Annotated in this window: 16 protein-coding genes; 9 read left to right on the forward strand and 7 right to left on the reverse strand. The window is 55.8% G+C overall.

Features of this window, described 5'->3' with window-relative positions; all coding sequences use genetic code 11:
* Positions 1 to 231 carry a DNA polymerase III subunit theta gene (locus ENTHG_RS04030; RefSeq protein WP_044173723.1) on the reverse strand — a complete coding sequence of 77 codons (231 nt, stop codon included), beginning with the start codon at positions 229 to 231 and terminating at the stop codon, positions 1 to 3.
* Between the two features lie 134 nt (positions 232 to 365).
* On the opposite strand from ENTHG_RS04030, the gene yobA reads away from it, so the two are divergent.
* The 4 genes from yobA to ENTHG_RS04050 all read left to right on the forward strand — a co-directional run bounded on the left by yobA (position 366) and on the right by ENTHG_RS04050 (position 2,686).
* A complete protein-coding gene (gene yobA, locus ENTHG_RS04035; RefSeq protein ID WP_044173726.1) occupies positions 366 to 740 on the forward strand; it encodes a CopC domain-containing protein YobA in 375 nt (124 codons plus the stop codon).
* Position 741: 1 nt separating this feature from the next.
* Positions 742 to 1,599 carry a copper homeostasis membrane protein CopD gene (gene copD / locus ENTHG_RS04040; RefSeq protein WP_044173728.1) on the forward strand — a complete coding sequence of 286 codons (858 nt, stop codon included), beginning with the start codon at positions 742 to 744 and terminating at the stop codon, positions 1,597 to 1,599.
* Between the two features lie 17 nt (positions 1,600 to 1,616).
* A complete protein-coding gene (locus tag ENTHG_RS04045) occupies positions 1,617 to 1,958 on the forward strand; it encodes a YebY family protein (protein ID WP_044173730.1) in 342 nt (113 codons plus the stop codon).
* Positions 1,959 to 2,467: 509 nt separating this feature from the next.
* The gene (locus tag ENTHG_RS04050; protein ID WP_044173732.1) at positions 2,468 to 2,686 is read left to right on the forward strand and encodes a hypothetical protein; all 219 of its coding nucleotides are present in this window, start codon (positions 2,468 to 2,470) and stop codon (positions 2,684 to 2,686) included.
* 66 nt (positions 2,687 to 2,752) lie between these two features.
* On the opposite strand, the gene ymcF is transcribed toward ENTHG_RS04050, so the two are convergent.
* Positions 2,753 to 2,917 (reverse strand): cold shock small protein YmcF, encoded by a 165-nt coding sequence (ymcF, locus tag ENTHG_RS26520; RefSeq protein ID WP_479681169.1) that lies wholly within the window; start codon positions 2,915 to 2,917, stop codon positions 2,753 to 2,755.
* A 369-nt stretch (positions 2,918 to 3,286) separates the two neighbouring features.
* Between ymcF and pphA the strand changes: the two genes are divergently transcribed.
* Positions 3,287 to 3,931, forward strand: a complete 645-nt coding sequence (gene pphA / locus ENTHG_RS04055) for a protein-serine/threonine phosphatase (RefSeq protein ID WP_044173735.1) — start codon at positions 3,287 to 3,289, stop codon at positions 3,929 to 3,931.
* Here the strand turns inward: pphA and ENTHG_RS04060 are convergent, their stop codons facing one another.
* The 5 genes from ENTHG_RS04060 to yebS form a co-directional block, all read right to left on the reverse strand.
* Entirely contained in the window at positions 3,932 to 4,123 is a 192-nt protein-coding gene (locus tag ENTHG_RS04060) for a YdfD/YebW family protein (RefSeq protein WP_044173738.1), read from the reverse strand.
* Positions 4,124 to 4,227: 104 nt separating this feature from the next.
* On the reverse strand, positions 4,228 to 4,467 hold the full coding sequence (locus ENTHG_RS04065; protein ID WP_044173744.1) for a YebV family protein: 240 nt from the start codon (positions 4,465 to 4,467) through the stop codon (positions 4,228 to 4,230).
* Positions 4,468 to 4,581: 114 nt separating this feature from the next.
* Complete coding sequence (gene rsmF / locus ENTHG_RS04070) at positions 4,582 to 6,015, reverse strand: 16S rRNA (cytosine(1407)-C(5))-methyltransferase RsmF (protein WP_044173749.1); 1,434 nt, start codon at positions 6,013 to 6,015, stop codon at positions 4,582 to 4,584.
* 81 nt (positions 6,016 to 6,096) lie between these two features.
* Entirely contained in the window at positions 6,097 to 8,730 is a 2,634-nt protein-coding gene (locus tag ENTHG_RS04075; protein WP_044173755.1) for a PqiB family protein, read from the reverse strand.
* A complete protein-coding gene (gene yebS, locus ENTHG_RS04080; protein ID WP_044173759.1) occupies positions 8,699 to 9,982 on the reverse strand; it encodes a membrane integrity lipid transport subunit YebS in 1,284 nt (427 codons plus the stop codon). The genes ENTHG_RS04075 and yebS overlap by 32 nt, the downstream gene beginning before the upstream one ends.
* 133 nt (positions 9,983 to 10,115) lie before the next feature.
* On the opposite strand from yebS, the gene ENTHG_RS04085 reads away from it, so the two are divergent.
* From ENTHG_RS04085 to htpX, 4 genes are all read left to right on the forward strand, one after another.
* Positions 10,116 to 10,613, forward strand: a complete 498-nt coding sequence (locus ENTHG_RS04085; RefSeq protein WP_044173761.1) for a GAF domain-containing protein — start codon at positions 10,116 to 10,118, stop codon at positions 10,611 to 10,613.
* A 97-nt stretch (positions 10,614 to 10,710) separates the two neighbouring features.
* On the forward strand, positions 10,711 to 11,394 hold the full coding sequence (gene proQ / locus ENTHG_RS04090; RefSeq protein WP_044173766.1) for an RNA chaperone ProQ: 684 nt from the start codon (positions 10,711 to 10,713) through the stop codon (positions 11,392 to 11,394).
* 19 nt (positions 11,395 to 11,413) lie between these two features.
* Entirely contained in the window at positions 11,414 to 13,462 is a 2,049-nt protein-coding gene (gene prc, locus ENTHG_RS04095) for a carboxy terminal-processing peptidase (protein WP_044173773.1), read from the forward strand.
* Positions 13,463 to 13,655: 193 nt separating this feature from the next.
* Positions 13,656 to 14,537 (forward strand): protease HtpX, encoded by an 882-nt coding sequence (gene htpX, locus ENTHG_RS04100; RefSeq protein WP_044173782.1) that lies wholly within the window; start codon positions 13,656 to 13,658, stop codon positions 14,535 to 14,537.
* The last annotated feature ends 42 nt before the right edge of the window (positions 14,538 to 14,579 follow it).

Here is a 14,579-nt window from a genome sequence, read left to right on the forward strand (position 1 = left end):
TCATTTAGATTTAGGCTCATAAGGTAAGCGTGAAAGGTTCACCGATGCCAGTCGATGGGCGACAAGGCGTTCACGAAACCACTGGCGAAGATGTTCCGGTTGCTCCCGCTCGACCATTTCGGCCACCACCGGCATGTTGTAGCGCTCTTTAAAAGCGACGCCCGCAGCCGCCAGATCAACGTTCACTTTGTCCATCTCTTCCTGAGAAAGACGAGCCAGATTTGTGTTCATGTGTATCTCCCAAAGCTAAGCCGCAACGTTACTAAGCCTGTCGCAGAAAGACAAGCCCGCCGACGATCATACTCGACGAAGCTATTATACAGGGTTATTCTCAACGCATTATCTATAACGAAAAGGAATGAAATATGGCCTTCACTGCACCTGCCGCACTGCGTGCGATGACGCTTATTGCCGCTTTTTTTACTGCTCCTGCCGTTTTTGCCCATGCGCATTTGAAACACCAGTATCCTGCCGCTGATGCGCAGGTAACGGCCGCGCCGCAGGCGCTTACGCTTAACTTCTCCGAAGGTATCGAGCCGAAATTTAGCGGCGTGACGATAACCGGCCCTCAGCAGCAACAGATCAAAACAGGCGCGGTAAAGCGTAACGAGCAGGACAAGACGCAGATGATTGTGCCGCTTGAGCAGCCATTACCCCCCGGCGACTACGCCATTGACTGGCATGTGGTCTCCGTCGACGGGCATAAAACGCATGGCGCTTACCGTTTTAGCGTGAAGTAAGATGCTGGCAACAGGCTATGTCGGGCTGCGTTGCCTCCATTTTGCGGCCCTGATGCTGCTTTTCGGCTGTACGTTGTTTATCAGCCGCCTCGCCCCACGGCAGATAGCGCCCCTGATGACAAGGCGGTTTTGCGTGATGCAGCGCGGCTGCCTGTGGCTGGGGCTGGCGTCGGCGCTGATGATGTACGTCGTTCAGGGCGGCATGATGGGCAACGGCTGGCAGGATGTCTGGCAGCCGCAAATCTGGCTGGCGGTGGCAGGCACCCAGTTTGGCCACCTGTGGCTGTGGCAACTCCTGCTTGCAGTCACCACGCTGCTTGTTGCGTACTGGCATCCGCGTCAGCAGGGGCGGCTTGCCATCCTGGCTGGCGCGCAGTTGCTGCTGCTGGCTGGCACAGGACACGCGGCGATGCGGGAAGGGCTGGCTGGCACCCTCCAACGGGGCAACCACGCCCTGCATTTACTCTCTGCGGCCGCCTGGCTGGGCAGTCTGCTGCCGGTGCTGTTCTGTATGCGCCTGGCGCGCAGCCGCCATAAAAGCGAGGCCATTCATGCCATGATGCGTTTTTCCCGCTACGGCCATTTGGCGGTGGCGGGCGTGCTGGCGACGGGCGTTATCAATACCCTGCTCATTCAGGGGCAGTTATGGTCGACCGCGACCGGTTACGGCTGCTGGCTTATTGCCAAATGTGCGCTGGTAGCGTTAATGGTGGCAATTGCGCTGGTGAACAGGTATGTTCTGGTGCCGCGTCTGGGGCGACAAAGAGACCTTTTTATTACCCTAACCTGGGCCGAGGTGGCGCTGGGTATTGCGGTGCTGGTTTTAGTCAGCCAGTTCGCAACATGGGAACCCTTCTGATAAATCGGGCGAGAAAGATGAGAAAAAGCATACTGACGATACTGTTACTGGCCTGTTCTGCGGGCGCGATGGCTGCGCCTTCGGTCATTACCGTAAGTCGATTCGAGGTGGGCAAAGACAAATGGGCATTCAACCGGGAAGAGGTGATGCTGACGTGCCGTCCAGGCCACGCGCTGTACGCCATTAACCCCAGTACGCTGGTGCAGTATCCGTTAAACGATGTCGCCCAGGAGCAGGTAAAAAGCGGCAAAACCACTGCGCAGCCCATCACAGTTATTCAGATTGATGACCCCGCACGGCCTGGCGAAAAGATGAGTCTTGAGCCGTTTATTGCGCGAGCGCAAAAGCTTTGTGAGTGATCTTCCTAAAGTCATTGTTTTAAAATAATAAAACCGCAAGCTTATTCGATAAGACTTGCGGTTTTAACATTTCTGAGCGTGACGATAACCCCATTTTACAGCCTGCTTTCGCCGCAAACTGGAAAACCTGGCGTCGTCATCTATTCTTAAAGTGCAAGGCGACTTAGCCTGCATTAATGCCAACTTTTAGCGCACGGCTCTCTCCCAAGAGCCATTTCCCTGGACCGAATACAGGAATCGTATTCGGTCTTTTTTTACCTTCTGGTTTCCCAAAGGGTTTTATAGCAGTACAGAAAATACCAAAAACTTCCTGTATACGGCTAAACCATACCACATTCTTTCTCAGAATCACCCCCTATTTTCGCTTGTTTGTTGCGCCCGATCGCGATGAGAGCCGCATTATGTATGGGGTTGCGCTTGCTCTGTAACAATCAGTAAACATAACGAGAGACGATGACAGAAAGTGTGTGGTAAGGTCGTATGCAATTTAAACAACTGAGGATAGCGACATGAGCAAAGATGTTGTGGTAATACTCCCCGGTGGCAAAGTTGATCACGTTTCAGTGGATGACGGGTCCGTCAAACTCAGCTACAAAAACGATCAACGTTCCTTTCCTGACCTGCCAATCGAAGCCTGGACGCTGGATGGAAAGGAGGTTCTTATTGCCAGATTTTCGGATCTGGTCACGGCGCGTGAAACCGAAGCGGCTATCCGCCAGTTCTACTAGCGGCCGCACGCCTGATAGCTGGCGATAACATTTCCTTATTTCAGAGGCCTCCGTTGAGGCCTCTTTTCATGACGCTTTCTTAGGCCATCTTCGCCTTTTGGGGATGCACGTTTTAGCCGTCAATCTTGCACCGCATACTGAACATACCGCACCGTGCGGGTAATTACCGTCCAGACCGAAATGGGTGAAAAAGAACTGGCCTCCATTACAGACAGGGCAAACGAATTTCAAGTTTGGGATAGCCCCTCCGGGCCGTTGAATGGAAAAACCACGTTAGCACGAATAAAGGTGTGTGAAAGATATATCTTTCATTTTTCGCGCTTGTTACGGTTATTTTTCAGGTAAGCATATTTTCCGCTGGAAATTATCTTAAGTTTACAAGGGCTAACTTTAATTCACTGAAAATAAAGTCTATTTTATTGCTGTTAAACGATAACCGATCGTTATCTTTTGCCAGGTATAGAATTAACGCAGCGAATTTTAATCGCTTTCGCGCCAGCGCTGACGCGCAGTGAAAATATGCTTTAATAAATACTATCTGCGTTAAGCGGTTTTTTATGGATATATTCGCTGGCGGCGGCTTTAGAAATGAGGCGAAACATGTATCAGCGCATCGACGGTAATAACTGGCGGCATATCTGGATAATGGGCGATCTTCATGGCTGTCATCAGCGTTTGATGAGGGCATTACGTGATTGCCGGTTTAATCCTTATCAGGACCTGTTAATCAGCGTGGGCGATATTATCGACCGCGGGCCGGAGAGTCTGCCGTGCCTGCGGTTACTTAACCGTCGCTGGTTTAAAGCGGTGCGGGGTAACCATGAGCAGATGGCAATCGACTCGCTTGAGGCCGGGGATATGAGCCTGTGGACGCTAAACGGCGGCGTCTGGTTTACTCAACTGCCAGCGGATGCGCAGCAGGAAGCTCGCGCTCTGCTGCGCGCCTGCGACGCATTGCCATGGATTATTGAGCTTCACTGCGAGAGCGGAAAGCACGTCATCGCCCATGCGGACTATCCGGCCCGGGAGTATAAATGGCAGAAGGCGGTCGAACGTGAGGCTGTACTCTGGCGTCGTGAGCGGCTGAATGCGCTGCTGGCCGGAAAAGGTGAAGCCATTACCGGCGCTGACCATTTCTGGTTCGGCCATACGCCGCTGGAGCAGCGCATTGATACGGGGAACCTGCACTACATTGATACTGGCGCGGTCTTTAGCGGCAATCTCACGCTGGCGCGCGTGCAGTAGTTAAAAATCGCTGTACTCCTGAGCAGGACGCCAGAAGCCATCAATAAAGTCCTCGACCGGGTAACAGCCGCCGTGACGTAAGCGTTGCACATGCATAGCGTTAAGACACTGTTGTTCGGTGTTAAAGACATCCACAACGATGTCATCACACCCACCGTCCAGGTAGCAAACAAATAAGACCAGAGCGAACATTCCATCCTCAATTTTTTACAGCGTAACGTAAGTGTAGGGGATGAATGTCAACAGGGGAAACCGGCGGGGTAAATAACCCGTCTGGCGGACGGGTTTCCAGCGGATCAGGCAAGGCGCATGATCCAGGTATCAGACTGCTTGTCGTAATGCTCGCGGTATAAAACTGAATGTTCGCCGTCAAGGATCGCCGGAATGCTGGTTTCCGCGTCCCAGGCATCAAGTTGCATGCATAAATCCGGGTCGGAGCTGCAGGGGATGCGTAACGTTCGCTGCCCCTGAGTGTCTCCTTGCAACTCGGCATCATCGATTTCGAATGCGCCAATGCGCACGCTGGTTTTCGTCATAATGCTCTCCGTTGAGGGTTGATATGTGGTACGACCAGTACAGCCGTCCACTATTCAGCCTGGTACAACAAAAAGCAATTTGCCAGTCAGATAATGCGGATTTTTTGCACGCCGTCACGCCTCGCCGCTGAATAGCCGTCCGTCGCGCACCAGTTCCCGGGGGTAACTGTTCTTGAGGCGGCTGCCGACTCTTTTCGCCAGTCCCAGCGGCTGACCCTGATAGGTGACAATGGCGTCATCCCCCGTGGGCAGGGCCTCCGGGTAGATATCGCGTCCGCGATACCACTCTTCCGCCTGCTGATGAGACAGGGCAAAAGCCAGCGGATTATCAACCCCGGCCAGGGCGATCACCGCTTCATGCTGCCAGCGATAACCTTTGTTATGCGCTTCGGCAAGCTTAATGCCCAGGCGCGAGAACCGGACTTTTCCGATGAGCGCCTCTATACCTGCCGGGAAAAGCCACACCTCTTTATCACGCTGCCAGAGGTGCAGTTCGTCATGCCAGCGCAGCCCCACCGCGGACGCCGCCTGGCTAACCAGCGCCTCTTCTTTCGCTTTAAGGCGCGAGAAGGGGAAATTGCCCGTCTTATAGCCCGGCGCGGGCAGCGGCGGGACAGCGGCGGTTTTACGCAGGCGGGCAACAAAGAAACCTTCACAGTCATAAATCTGCGGGAAGATATGCAGAAAACCGTCCGGGGTCAGGGCCTGTGGCGCGCCGGGGAAAAGATCAGCCAGCGAGTCGAACGCGACTGCGTCAGGATAGCGCGCTTTCAACCAGTGGCAGACCGCTTCGTTCTCTTCGCGGTTTAAGGTACAGGTTGAGTAGACCAGCGTACCGCCGGGGCGCAGGGCGTGAAACGCGCTGTCGATAAGTTCACGCTGGGTGGCGGCGATTTCAAGGTTGCTGGCATGGGACCAGTTTTTCAACGCATCAGGATCTTTGCGCACCACGCCTTCTCCGGAGCAGGGGGCGTCGAGCAACACCGCGTCAAACTGTTCCGGCAGCGCCGCGCCGAATACGCGTCCGTCGAAATGGGTAAGCGCCACGTTAGCAATACCGCAGCGGCTGATGTTGGCATGCAGCACTTTTACCCGGCTGGCGGCGTACTCATTGGCGAGAATCGCCCCCCGGTTTGCCATTTTTGCCGCAATCTGCGTGGTCTTTGAACCGGGCGCGGCGGCCACGTCCATCACCCGCTCCGGCGTTTCGCCTGCGGCAAACAGCGCGCTGACGGGCAGCATAGAGCTGGCTTCCTGAATGTAAAACAGCCCGCTTAAATGTTCAGCGGTGCTGCCAAGCGGCAGCGTATCGTCGTCCCGCTCAATCCAGAACCCTTCGGCGCACCACGGTACCGGCGTTAGCTGCCAGTCATAAGGGGCGACAAGCGTTAAAAAATCGGCAACGGAAATTTTCAGCGTATTGACGCGCAGGCTGCGTCGCAGGGGACGCTGGCAGGCGGCGAGGAAGTCGTCAAACGCGCGGACGTCCGGCAAAAGGTCGCGCATCTGCGCCAGAAATTCATCAGGAAGGTAAGCGTTTTGAGCCACGGATTACACCACAGGAGAGCCAGAAGGGGCGCAGTGTAACATAATCGCTCCGGCGCGGGCACGCCGGAGCGGGGAAGGCCATCAGCGAGGCAGGGCAGTGCCCCACTGACGCCACTCTTTAGGCTCGCTCTCCTGCAGCAGGAAGTGCTTGCCTGGCTGCGCCTTCGGCGCCAGTGGAATACCCGGTGGTGTCGCAAACGCCACGCCGCCGCGAATAAACTGGTTGAAGGTGCCGGTTTTCACCACGCCGCCCGTCAGGCCAAAGTCCAGCGAGTAGCCGGAGGCCAGCCAGAAGACGGAGTTATTGCGCACCAGGTGCTGGTAGCGTTTGCTGATGCGCAGGCTGACCATGACGCGGTCGGACAGCGTGCCCAGCATCAGCCCGGTCACGGTGCCTACCTCAATGCCGCGGAACAGCACCGGCGTGCCGATATTCAGCGAACCGGCCTCAGGCGCTTCAACCACCAGATTCAGACCGTCGAGATAGCGTGAATCGGTGATGGTGGTCTCCTGCAATTCAAAATCCCGGCGCGCTTCGCCATGCCCTGGCTCAACGTTGATATAGGGCTGCAGGATGGTATCCAGATGCTCAACCCCCGCCGCGGAAATTTGCGGCGTAATCACCGAGAAACGGGTGCCGGCGCGGGCGAACGTCCGGACATACTCCGGATAAAGCACCGCGGTCGCCTGCACTTCGTTACGGTCGGTCAGCAGTTTCAGGTTTGACACCTGGCCGATATCGATACCCAGATAGCGAATGGGCATTCCGCTGGCGAGCTTCCCGGCATCCCATGCGTGGAGGGTAATCTGGCTGCCCACCGCGCGGGCGGCGGTTTCTGAGGCGTAAAGAATACGCTTGTCGCCTTTGCGCGCGCTGGCGCCAGCCCCGCTGAGGTTATCGAAGCTGATGGCGCCTTTAATGGCCCGCGACAGGGGTGAGGCCTGAACCGTTAAGCCGCTACCGTTAAGCTGCACTTTAGCGCCGCCTTCCGCCCAGAACACGCTATTGCTGGTCAGCAGGGAACGGTATTCCGGCTTGATATGCACTTCGATATCGAAGGCGTTGGCCCGTGGGCGCACGGTAATGACTTCACCCACTTCAAACTTGCGGTAAAGCACCACCGAGCCCGCCTGCACATCCGGCAGCGTATCGGCGGTCAGCGTTAGCGTGGTGGTCGGCAGGTCGCCCAGGCTGTTCTCCAGCGCTTTGTCGAGGTTGGCGAAGAGCGGATAGCTGTTTTTCATCTCCCCCTTACTGCCGGGAAGAATGCGGATCCCGCCGCTGAGCCACTCACCGGCGCTGGCAGCGAGAAACTCCACGCCATCAAGCCCCATTTTGACGTCAATACGGCTGTTCACCACAAACTTACTGTCGCCGTGCACCAGATCGCGATACTGCGGGTCGATGGCGATAGCGAAGCTCACCCCTTTATTGGTCAGGTTGCGCTCCAGCACCTGGCCCACCTGTACCCCGTGCAGCACCAGCGGCTGCCCGGCGTCAATGCCGTAGCTTTCCGGCGCGGTAAGGGTAAGAGTAACGACGCCAGGCTCCTGTAGCAGGGTCTTGTCGGCGGGCAGCACCACAAAGTGGTTACGTGGATTGCCTTCGCCGGGCACCAGCTCAAGGGTGCTGCCGGTGAGCAGCGAACTGACGCTGGGGCTGTTCAGCGACAGCTTAGGGCTGCGCATTTCGATACGGGTGTTGTCACGCAGTAAATTCACCACGCCGGGGTCGACGGTCATCTCGCCGGTGACCGCGCCGCCTGGGTTAAGGTTGATTTTGGTTAGCTCGCCGACTTCCAGCCCCTGATACATCAGCGGCGTAGAGCCCGCCTTAAGCCCTTCACCGCCCGGCAGGTCGAGCTTAACCAGCACGCCGCGCTGGCTGTGGGCCAGGTCCTCATACAGCCCGAACTCATCCTCCTGCGCCGCCGGCTCAGAGTTTTCAGGCGAGTCAAAAGCGATAGCGCCGTTCACCATCGCCGCCAGGCTTTCCAGTTCGACTTTGGCGCCGCTCAGGCCGAGATCGGCCTTCACCCCGGAGACGTTCCAGAAGCGGCTGCCTTTTTTCACCAGGTTGGTAAACCGGCGCTCAATCAGGACATCAATCGTCACGCCCTGTTTGTTGTTATTGATGGCGTAATCGTAGACGCGGCCAACGGGGATTTTGCGGAAATAGACCAGCGAGCCGCTGTTAAGCGAGCCCAGATCCGGCGAGTGCAAATGAATCATCAGGTCGCCATTATTAAGACGGTATTTCGGCTGCGTATCCAGCGCGGCGAAATGGTCCTGCGGCTTACCTTTACCGGGCATCATGCCGATATAGTTACCGCCAACCAGCGCATCAAGGCCGGAAATTCCCGCCAGCGACGCTTTCGGCGTTACCAGCCAGAACTGGGTCTGTTCGCGCAGCGCATCTTTCATATTCGATTTAATACTGGCGCGGACCTCAATTTTTTTAAGATCCTCGCTTAGCCGAATATCCTGTACCGTTCCCACTTCAACCCCCTGGTAACGCACCGGGGTTCTGCCAGCGACAATGCCGTCCGCCGACATAAAATCAATGGTGATGGTATTGCCGCGATCTTCGTAGCTGCTCCAGACCAGCCAGCCCGCAATCAGCAAGGCGATGACCGGTAAGATCCAGAAAGGCGAAATGCGACGTTTAGTTTTTATACGCGCTTCAGTCGACGAAGCGGGGTTTTCCTGACTCATGTGCATCCCAAAGTAAGCGGCTGTCCAGCCATTCCACAGCAAGAATAGTCAAAATTACCGCTGCGCCGAAATAAAACGCAGCCGGTCCCATAGTAAAAGCGAGTAACTGGTCGCGGTTAATCAGTGACATCGTCAGGGAGATGACGAAAAGATCGAGCATTGACCAGCGCCCAATCCAGGTCACAAAGCGCAAGAGCAGGATGCGTGTGCGTAACCCCTGTTCGAATTTAAAGTGGATACTAATAAGCAGTGTAAACAGCACTATCACTTTGGTAAACGGCACCAGAATACTGGCGACAAACACCACCGCCGCTACCGCGATATTGCTGTCGGCAAGGGAGATAATCCCCGACATAATGGTATCTTCCTGCCGCGCGCCGTTGATATAGACCACCGAAATGGGCAGCAGGTTGGCCGGGAACAGGAACACCAGCGAAGCGATCAGCGCAGCCCAGCACTTTTGCACGCTCTGACGCCGCCGCTTGCGCAAAGGAATATGGCAGCGGGGGCAGCGGCCGCGCGCATCCGGGAAGCCGGTAAAGTGGCAGCCCAGGCAAATGCGCAGGTTCTCATCCCGCCGCCTGGCCGGTCGCTGGGGGTAAAAACGCTCCCAGAGCTGCTCTACGTTCAAATGGATAAGCGTCATGATGCTGAGCACCACCAGGGCGATAAAGGCGATAAGCCCAATGCCGGGGCGCAGGTAGGCGTAATCCTGCACCTTAATCGACGCAACGCCAATGCCGACCAGATAGATATCCAGCATCACCCACTCTTTGAGCTTCTCCAGCATCAGCAGAACCGGGCGCAGGTTCATGCCGAGAATATTGCCAAACCAGAGATAAGCGATGGCGGCGACCAGCACCAGCGGCGCGCCGACGGTGCAAAACAGCACCATTGCGGCGGTGAGCGGGTCGCCCTGGGCATTCATTTGCCATATCCCCTGCAGCAGATCCGCGTCGATCCGCGTGCCGAGCAGGTAGAGATGCAGCAGCGGTTCGCTCCAGGCGAAGGGCATCAGCAGCAGCATCGTCACGGCCATTGCCGCCAGCCGCGTCAGCGACCAGTCGCGGCCGTCGCGTATTTTCGCGTCGCAGCAGGGGCAGAAGGCGCTCTGATGCGATCGCATCACCGGCAGCGAGAAAAGCGTATCGCATTGCGGGCAACGCTGATAATGTGCGCGAGGCAGAGGGTCGCCGATAGCGCGAATGACCATTTTGTGATCGGGCGTTATTGTGTGATTTTTCAGGGCCATTGCATGCAAGTGATTAAATCAGGAATGCTTCTATATTAACTCATGATGGGAACTTCTTGAGCATCAATGCATTTAATGCTTATTTTAATAGGCTATGCTGCATGAGCGAAGTAAGACACAAAGTGATTGGATAATGAACAAAACAGAATTTTACGCGGACCTAAACCGTGATTTTCAGGCATTAATGGCAGGCGAAACCAGTTTCCTGGCCACCCTCGCTAACACCAGCGCGCTGCTTTTTGAGCGCCTGAGCGGCGTCAACTGGGCGGGCTTCTATCTTCTTGAAGGCGACACCCTTGTGCTGGGGCCATTCCAGGGCAAGATCGCCTGCGTGCGCATCCCGGTAGGGCGTGGCGTCTGCGGAACGGCGGTGGCGCAAAACCGCATCCAGCGCGTTGAAGACGTTCATCAGTTCTCCGGCCACATTGCCTGCGACTCCGCCAGCAACGCCGAGATTGTGCTGCCCGTTACCGTCAACGGCCAGATTATTGGTGTCCTGGACATTGATAGCGTTGAGTTCTCTCGTTTTGCTATCGAGGATGAAGAGGGGCTGCGCGAACTGGTTTCCCGCCTGGAAAACATTCTCGCGCACACCGATTATCAAAAATTCTTTGCGCCCGTCGCAGGATAATCAACGGATAACGTAGCATTTACCGATAGCGTCATTATAATGACGCCTGTTCATGCCTGCGGCTTGTTGGCAACGTCCGTTGTAATCAGGAAATTTCATGGAAAATCAACCTAAGTTGAATAGCAGTAAAGAAGTTATCGCTTTTCTGGCCGAACGCTTTCCTCACTGTTTCAGTGCAGAAGGCGAAGCGCGCCCCCTGAAAATCGGCATTTTTCAGGATTTAGTGGCGCGAGTTGAGGGCGAGATGAGCCTCAGCAAAACTCAGCTTCGTTCCGCTTTACGTCTTTACACTTCGAGCTGGCGTTACCTTTATGGGATCAAAGCAGGCGCAACCCGCGTCGATCTCGACGGTAATCCGTGCGGCGTGCTGGATGAACAGCATGTAGAACACGCCCGTAAGCAGCTTGAAGAAGCCAAAGCCCGCGTGCAGGCGCAGCGTGCTGAACAGCAAGCGAAAAAACGTGAAGCTGCCGCCTCCGCCGATCAGGAAGAGACGCCGCGCCGCGAGCGCAAAGCGCGTCCTGCCGCTCCCCGCCGTAAAGAGAGCGAGCGTAAGCCGCGTGCTGAAAAACCTGCAGCGAAACCCCAGCGTGCGCCGCGAGAAGAACGTCATACGCCAGTTTCAGATTTATCTGTACTGAGCGTGGGCCAGAACCTCAAAGTGAAAGCGGGTAATAATGCGATGGACGCCACCGTACTGGAAGTGACGAAAGATGGCGTTCGCGTACAGCTTACTTCGGGTATGTCGATGATTGTACGCGCAGAACATTTAATGTTCTGAAACGGAGGCCTGGCCTGGCATGAACACTTTGTTTAAGCGCACGGCGTTGGCTGGCCTGTTGTTGATAACAGGCCAGGCGCTTGCCGTGGAAGATATCACCCGCGCCGATCAAATTCCGCAGCTTAAGGAAGAGACGCAGCACGCGACGGTGAGCGAACGCGTAACCTCGCGTTTTACCCGCTCTCACTATCGTCAGTTCGATCTGGATCAGGCCTTTTCGGCAAAAATCTTCGATCGATACCTGAATTTGCTGGACTACAGCCACAACGTTCTGCTCGCGCAGGACGTTGAACAGTTCGCGAAGAAGAAAACTCAGCTGGGCGATGAGCTGCGTACCGGCAAACTGGACGTCTTTTACGACCTGTATAATCTGGCGCAGAAGCGCCGCTTCGAACGTTACCAGTACGCCTTAAAAGTGCTGGAGCGCCCGATGGATTTCACCGGCAACGACACCTTCAACCTCGATCGCAGCAAAGCGCCCTGGCCGAAAGATCAGGCAGAGCTTGACGCGCTGTGGGACGCGAAGGTGAAGTACGATGAGCTGAGCCTCAAGCTGACCGGCAAGAACGATAAAGAAATTCGTGAAACGCTGACGCGCCGCTACAAATTCGCGATTCGCCGCCTGGCGCAGACCAACAGCGAAGATGTCTTCTCGCTGGCGATGACCGCCTTCGCGCGTGAAATCGATCCGCACACAAACTACCTGTCGCCGCGTAATACCGAGCAGTTCAACACCGAAATGAGCCTCTCTCTGGAAGGCATCGGCGCTGTACTGCAGATGGATGAAGACTACACGGTGATCAACTCTATGGTCGCAGGCGGCCCGGCGGCGAAAAGCAAAGCCATTAGCGTCGGCGATCGTATCGTTGGCGTCGGCCAGACCGGCAAGTCGATGGTCGATGTTATCGGCTGGCGTCTGGATGATGTGGTCGCCCTGATCAAAGGCCCGAAAGGCAGTAAAGTCCGGCTTGAAATTCTGCCTGCCGGGAAAGGCACCAAAACCCGTATCGTCACCCTGACGCGCGAGCGCATCCGCCTGGAAGACAGAGCGGTTAAAATGTCGGTGAAAACCGTCGGCAAAGAAAAAGTGGGCGTGCTGGACATTCCAGGCTTTTATGTCGGCCTGACGGATGACGTGAAAGTGCAGCTGCAGAAGCTGGAAAAACAGAATGTCAGCAGCGTGGTTATCGACCTGCGCACCAACGGCGGCGGGGCGCTGACCGAAGCGGTTTCGCTCTCCGGTCTGTTTATCCCTTCCGGCCCGGTTGTCCAGGTCCGCGATAACAACGGCAAAGTGCGGGAAGATGCCGACAACGACGGCGTGGTCTATTACAAAGGCCCGCTGGTGGTGCTGGTGGACCGCTTTAGCGCCTCCGCATCGGAAATTTTCGCTGCGGCAATGCAGGACTACGGTCGCGCGCTGATCGTGGGCGAGCCGACGTTTGGTAAAGGCACTGTTCAGCAGTACCGCTCTCTGAACCGTATTTACGATCAGATGCTGCGCCCTGAATGGCCTGCGCTGGGCTCCGTCCAGTACACCATTCAGAAGTTCTACCGCGTTAACGGCGGCAGTACGCAGCGTAAAGGCGTAACGCCGGATATCCTGATGCCGACCGGCACCGAGGCGAGCGAAACGGGAGAGAAGTTCGAGGATAACGCGCTGCCGTGGGATAGCATCAATGCTGCCACCTTCACGCGTTACGGCGATCTGAAACCGTTTGGGCCGCAGCTGCTGAAAGAGCATGAAGAGCGCATTGCCAAAGACCCGGAATTCCAGTACATCATCAAGGACATCGCGCGTTATAATGCCCTGAAAGATAAAAAGAATATCGTGTCGCTGAATTACGCCCAGCGTGAGAAAGAGAACACTGAAGACGATGCTATTCGTCTTAGCCGCCTCAACGATCGCTTCAAGCGCGAAGGTAAGCCGCTGCTCAAGAAACTCGACGATCTGCCAAAAGATTATCAGGAGCCGGATCCCTATCTGGACGAGACGGTGCATATCGCGCTGGATCTTGCTCACCAGGAGAAAGCCTCTCCCGCAGCGAACCCTGCCCCCGCCAAATAACGTCCCCACAGGCACAAGCAATTGTGCCTGTTTTTTTAACAACATCGTGACGGCGTAAGCAACCTGCTACAAAATGTAAAGTTGTGTCTTTCTGGTCACTTACGCCGCTTTTATGCTTGAAAATAGCTTTATTACCCATACGATGTGGGTAATCGCATAGTGCGTTTTGTTAAGCTGAGGTTAAAAGAAAATTATGATGCGGATCGCGCTCTTCCTGTTGACTAACCTGGCCGTCATGCTGGTTTTTGGCCTGGTACTTAGCCTGACGGGCATTCAGTCGAGCAGCGTGCAGGGGTTGTTAATCATGGCGCTGCTGTTTGGTTTCGGCGGCTCTTTCATTTCACTGCTGATGTCGAAATGGATGGCGCTGAAATCGGTTGGTGGTGAAGTTATCGAGCAGCCGCGTAACGATATGGAACGCTGGCTGATGAACACCGTAGCGAACCAGTCTCGTCAGGCGGGTATCGCCATGCCGCAGGTGGCTATCTACCACGCGCCGGATATTAACGCCTTTGCCACCGGCGCGCGTCGTGACGCCTCGCTGGTTGCGGTCAGCACCGGTCTGCTGCAGAACATGAACCGTGATGAAGCCGAAGCGGTTATCGCCCATGAAATCAGCCACATCGCCAATGGCGATATGGTAACAATGACCCTGATTCAGGGGGTGGTGAACACCTTCGTTATCTTTATCTCCCGAATCCTTGCGCAGATCGCGGCGGGCTTTTTGGGCGGCAACCGTGATGACGGTGAAGAGAGCAACGGCAACCCGCTGATCTACTTTGCCGTGGCCACCGTGCTGGAACTGGTATTCGGTATTCTGGCGAGCATCATCACCATGTGGTTCTCCCGTCACCGTGAATTCCACGCCGACGCAGGCTCCGCGAAGCTGGTAGGGCGTGAGAAAATGATTGCGGCCCTGCAGCGTCTGAAAACCAGCTACGAGCCGCAGGAAGCCAGCAGCATGATGGCGTTTTGCATTAACGGCAAGTCAAAATCGTTAAGCGAGCTGTTCATGACCCACCCGCCGCTGGACAAACGTATCGAAGCGCTGAGAAGCGGTGAATACCTGAAATAAAGCCGTGTGGTGATGAGAAAAGCGCGTCCAGAGGACGCGCTT

Source organism: Phytobacter massiliensis JC163 (assembly GCF_000321045.1).
Lineage (GTDB): Bacteria > Pseudomonadota > Gammaproteobacteria > Enterobacterales > Enterobacteriaceae > Phytobacter_A > Phytobacter_A massiliensis.

What these genes read in the sequence shown, in the direction of transcription:
- ENTHG_RS04030 (WP_044173723.1), bottom strand. Translation starts at nt 231, where the DNA reads ATGAACACAAATCTGGCTCGTCTTTCTCAGGAAGAGATGGACAAAGTG.
- yobA (WP_044173726.1), top strand. Translation starts at nt 366, where the DNA reads ATGGCCTTCACTGCACCTGCCGCACTGCGTGCGATGACGCTTATTGCC.
- copD (WP_044173728.1), top strand. Translation starts at nt 742, where the DNA reads ATGCTGGCAACAGGCTATGTCGGGCTGCGTTGCCTCCATTTTGCGGCC.
- ENTHG_RS04045 (WP_044173730.1), top strand. Translation starts at nt 1,617, where the DNA reads ATGAGAAAAAGCATACTGACGATACTGTTACTGGCCTGTTCTGCGGGC.
- ENTHG_RS04050 (WP_044173732.1), top strand. Translation starts at nt 2,468, where the DNA reads ATGAGCAAAGATGTTGTGGTAATACTCCCCGGTGGCAAAGTTGATCAC.
- pphA (WP_044173735.1), top strand. Translation starts at nt 3,287, where the DNA reads ATGTATCAGCGCATCGACGGTAATAACTGGCGGCATATCTGGATAATG.
- ENTHG_RS04060 (WP_044173738.1), bottom strand. Translation starts at nt 4,123, where the DNA reads ATGTTCGCTCTGGTCTTATTTGTTTGCTACCTGGACGGTGGGTGTGAT.
- ENTHG_RS04065 (WP_044173744.1), bottom strand. Translation starts at nt 4,467, where the DNA reads ATGACGAAAACCAGCGTGCGCATTGGCGCATTCGAAATCGATGATGCC.
- ENTHG_RS04075 (WP_044173755.1), bottom strand. Translation starts at nt 8,730, where the DNA reads ATGAGTCAGGAAAACCCCGCTTCGTCGACTGAAGCGCGTATAAAAACT.
- yebS (WP_044173759.1), bottom strand. Translation starts at nt 9,982, where the DNA reads ATGGCCCTGAAAAATCACACAATAACGCCCGATCACAAAATGGTCATT.
- ENTHG_RS04085 (WP_044173761.1), top strand. Translation starts at nt 10,116, where the DNA reads ATGAACAAAACAGAATTTTACGCGGACCTAAACCGTGATTTTCAGGCA.
- proQ (WP_044173766.1), top strand. Translation starts at nt 10,711, where the DNA reads ATGGAAAATCAACCTAAGTTGAATAGCAGTAAAGAAGTTATCGCTTTT.
- prc (WP_044173773.1), top strand. Translation starts at nt 11,414, where the DNA reads ATGAACACTTTGTTTAAGCGCACGGCGTTGGCTGGCCTGTTGTTGATA.
- htpX (WP_044173782.1), top strand. Translation starts at nt 13,656, where the DNA reads ATGATGCGGATCGCGCTCTTCCTGTTGACTAACCTGGCCGTCATGCTG.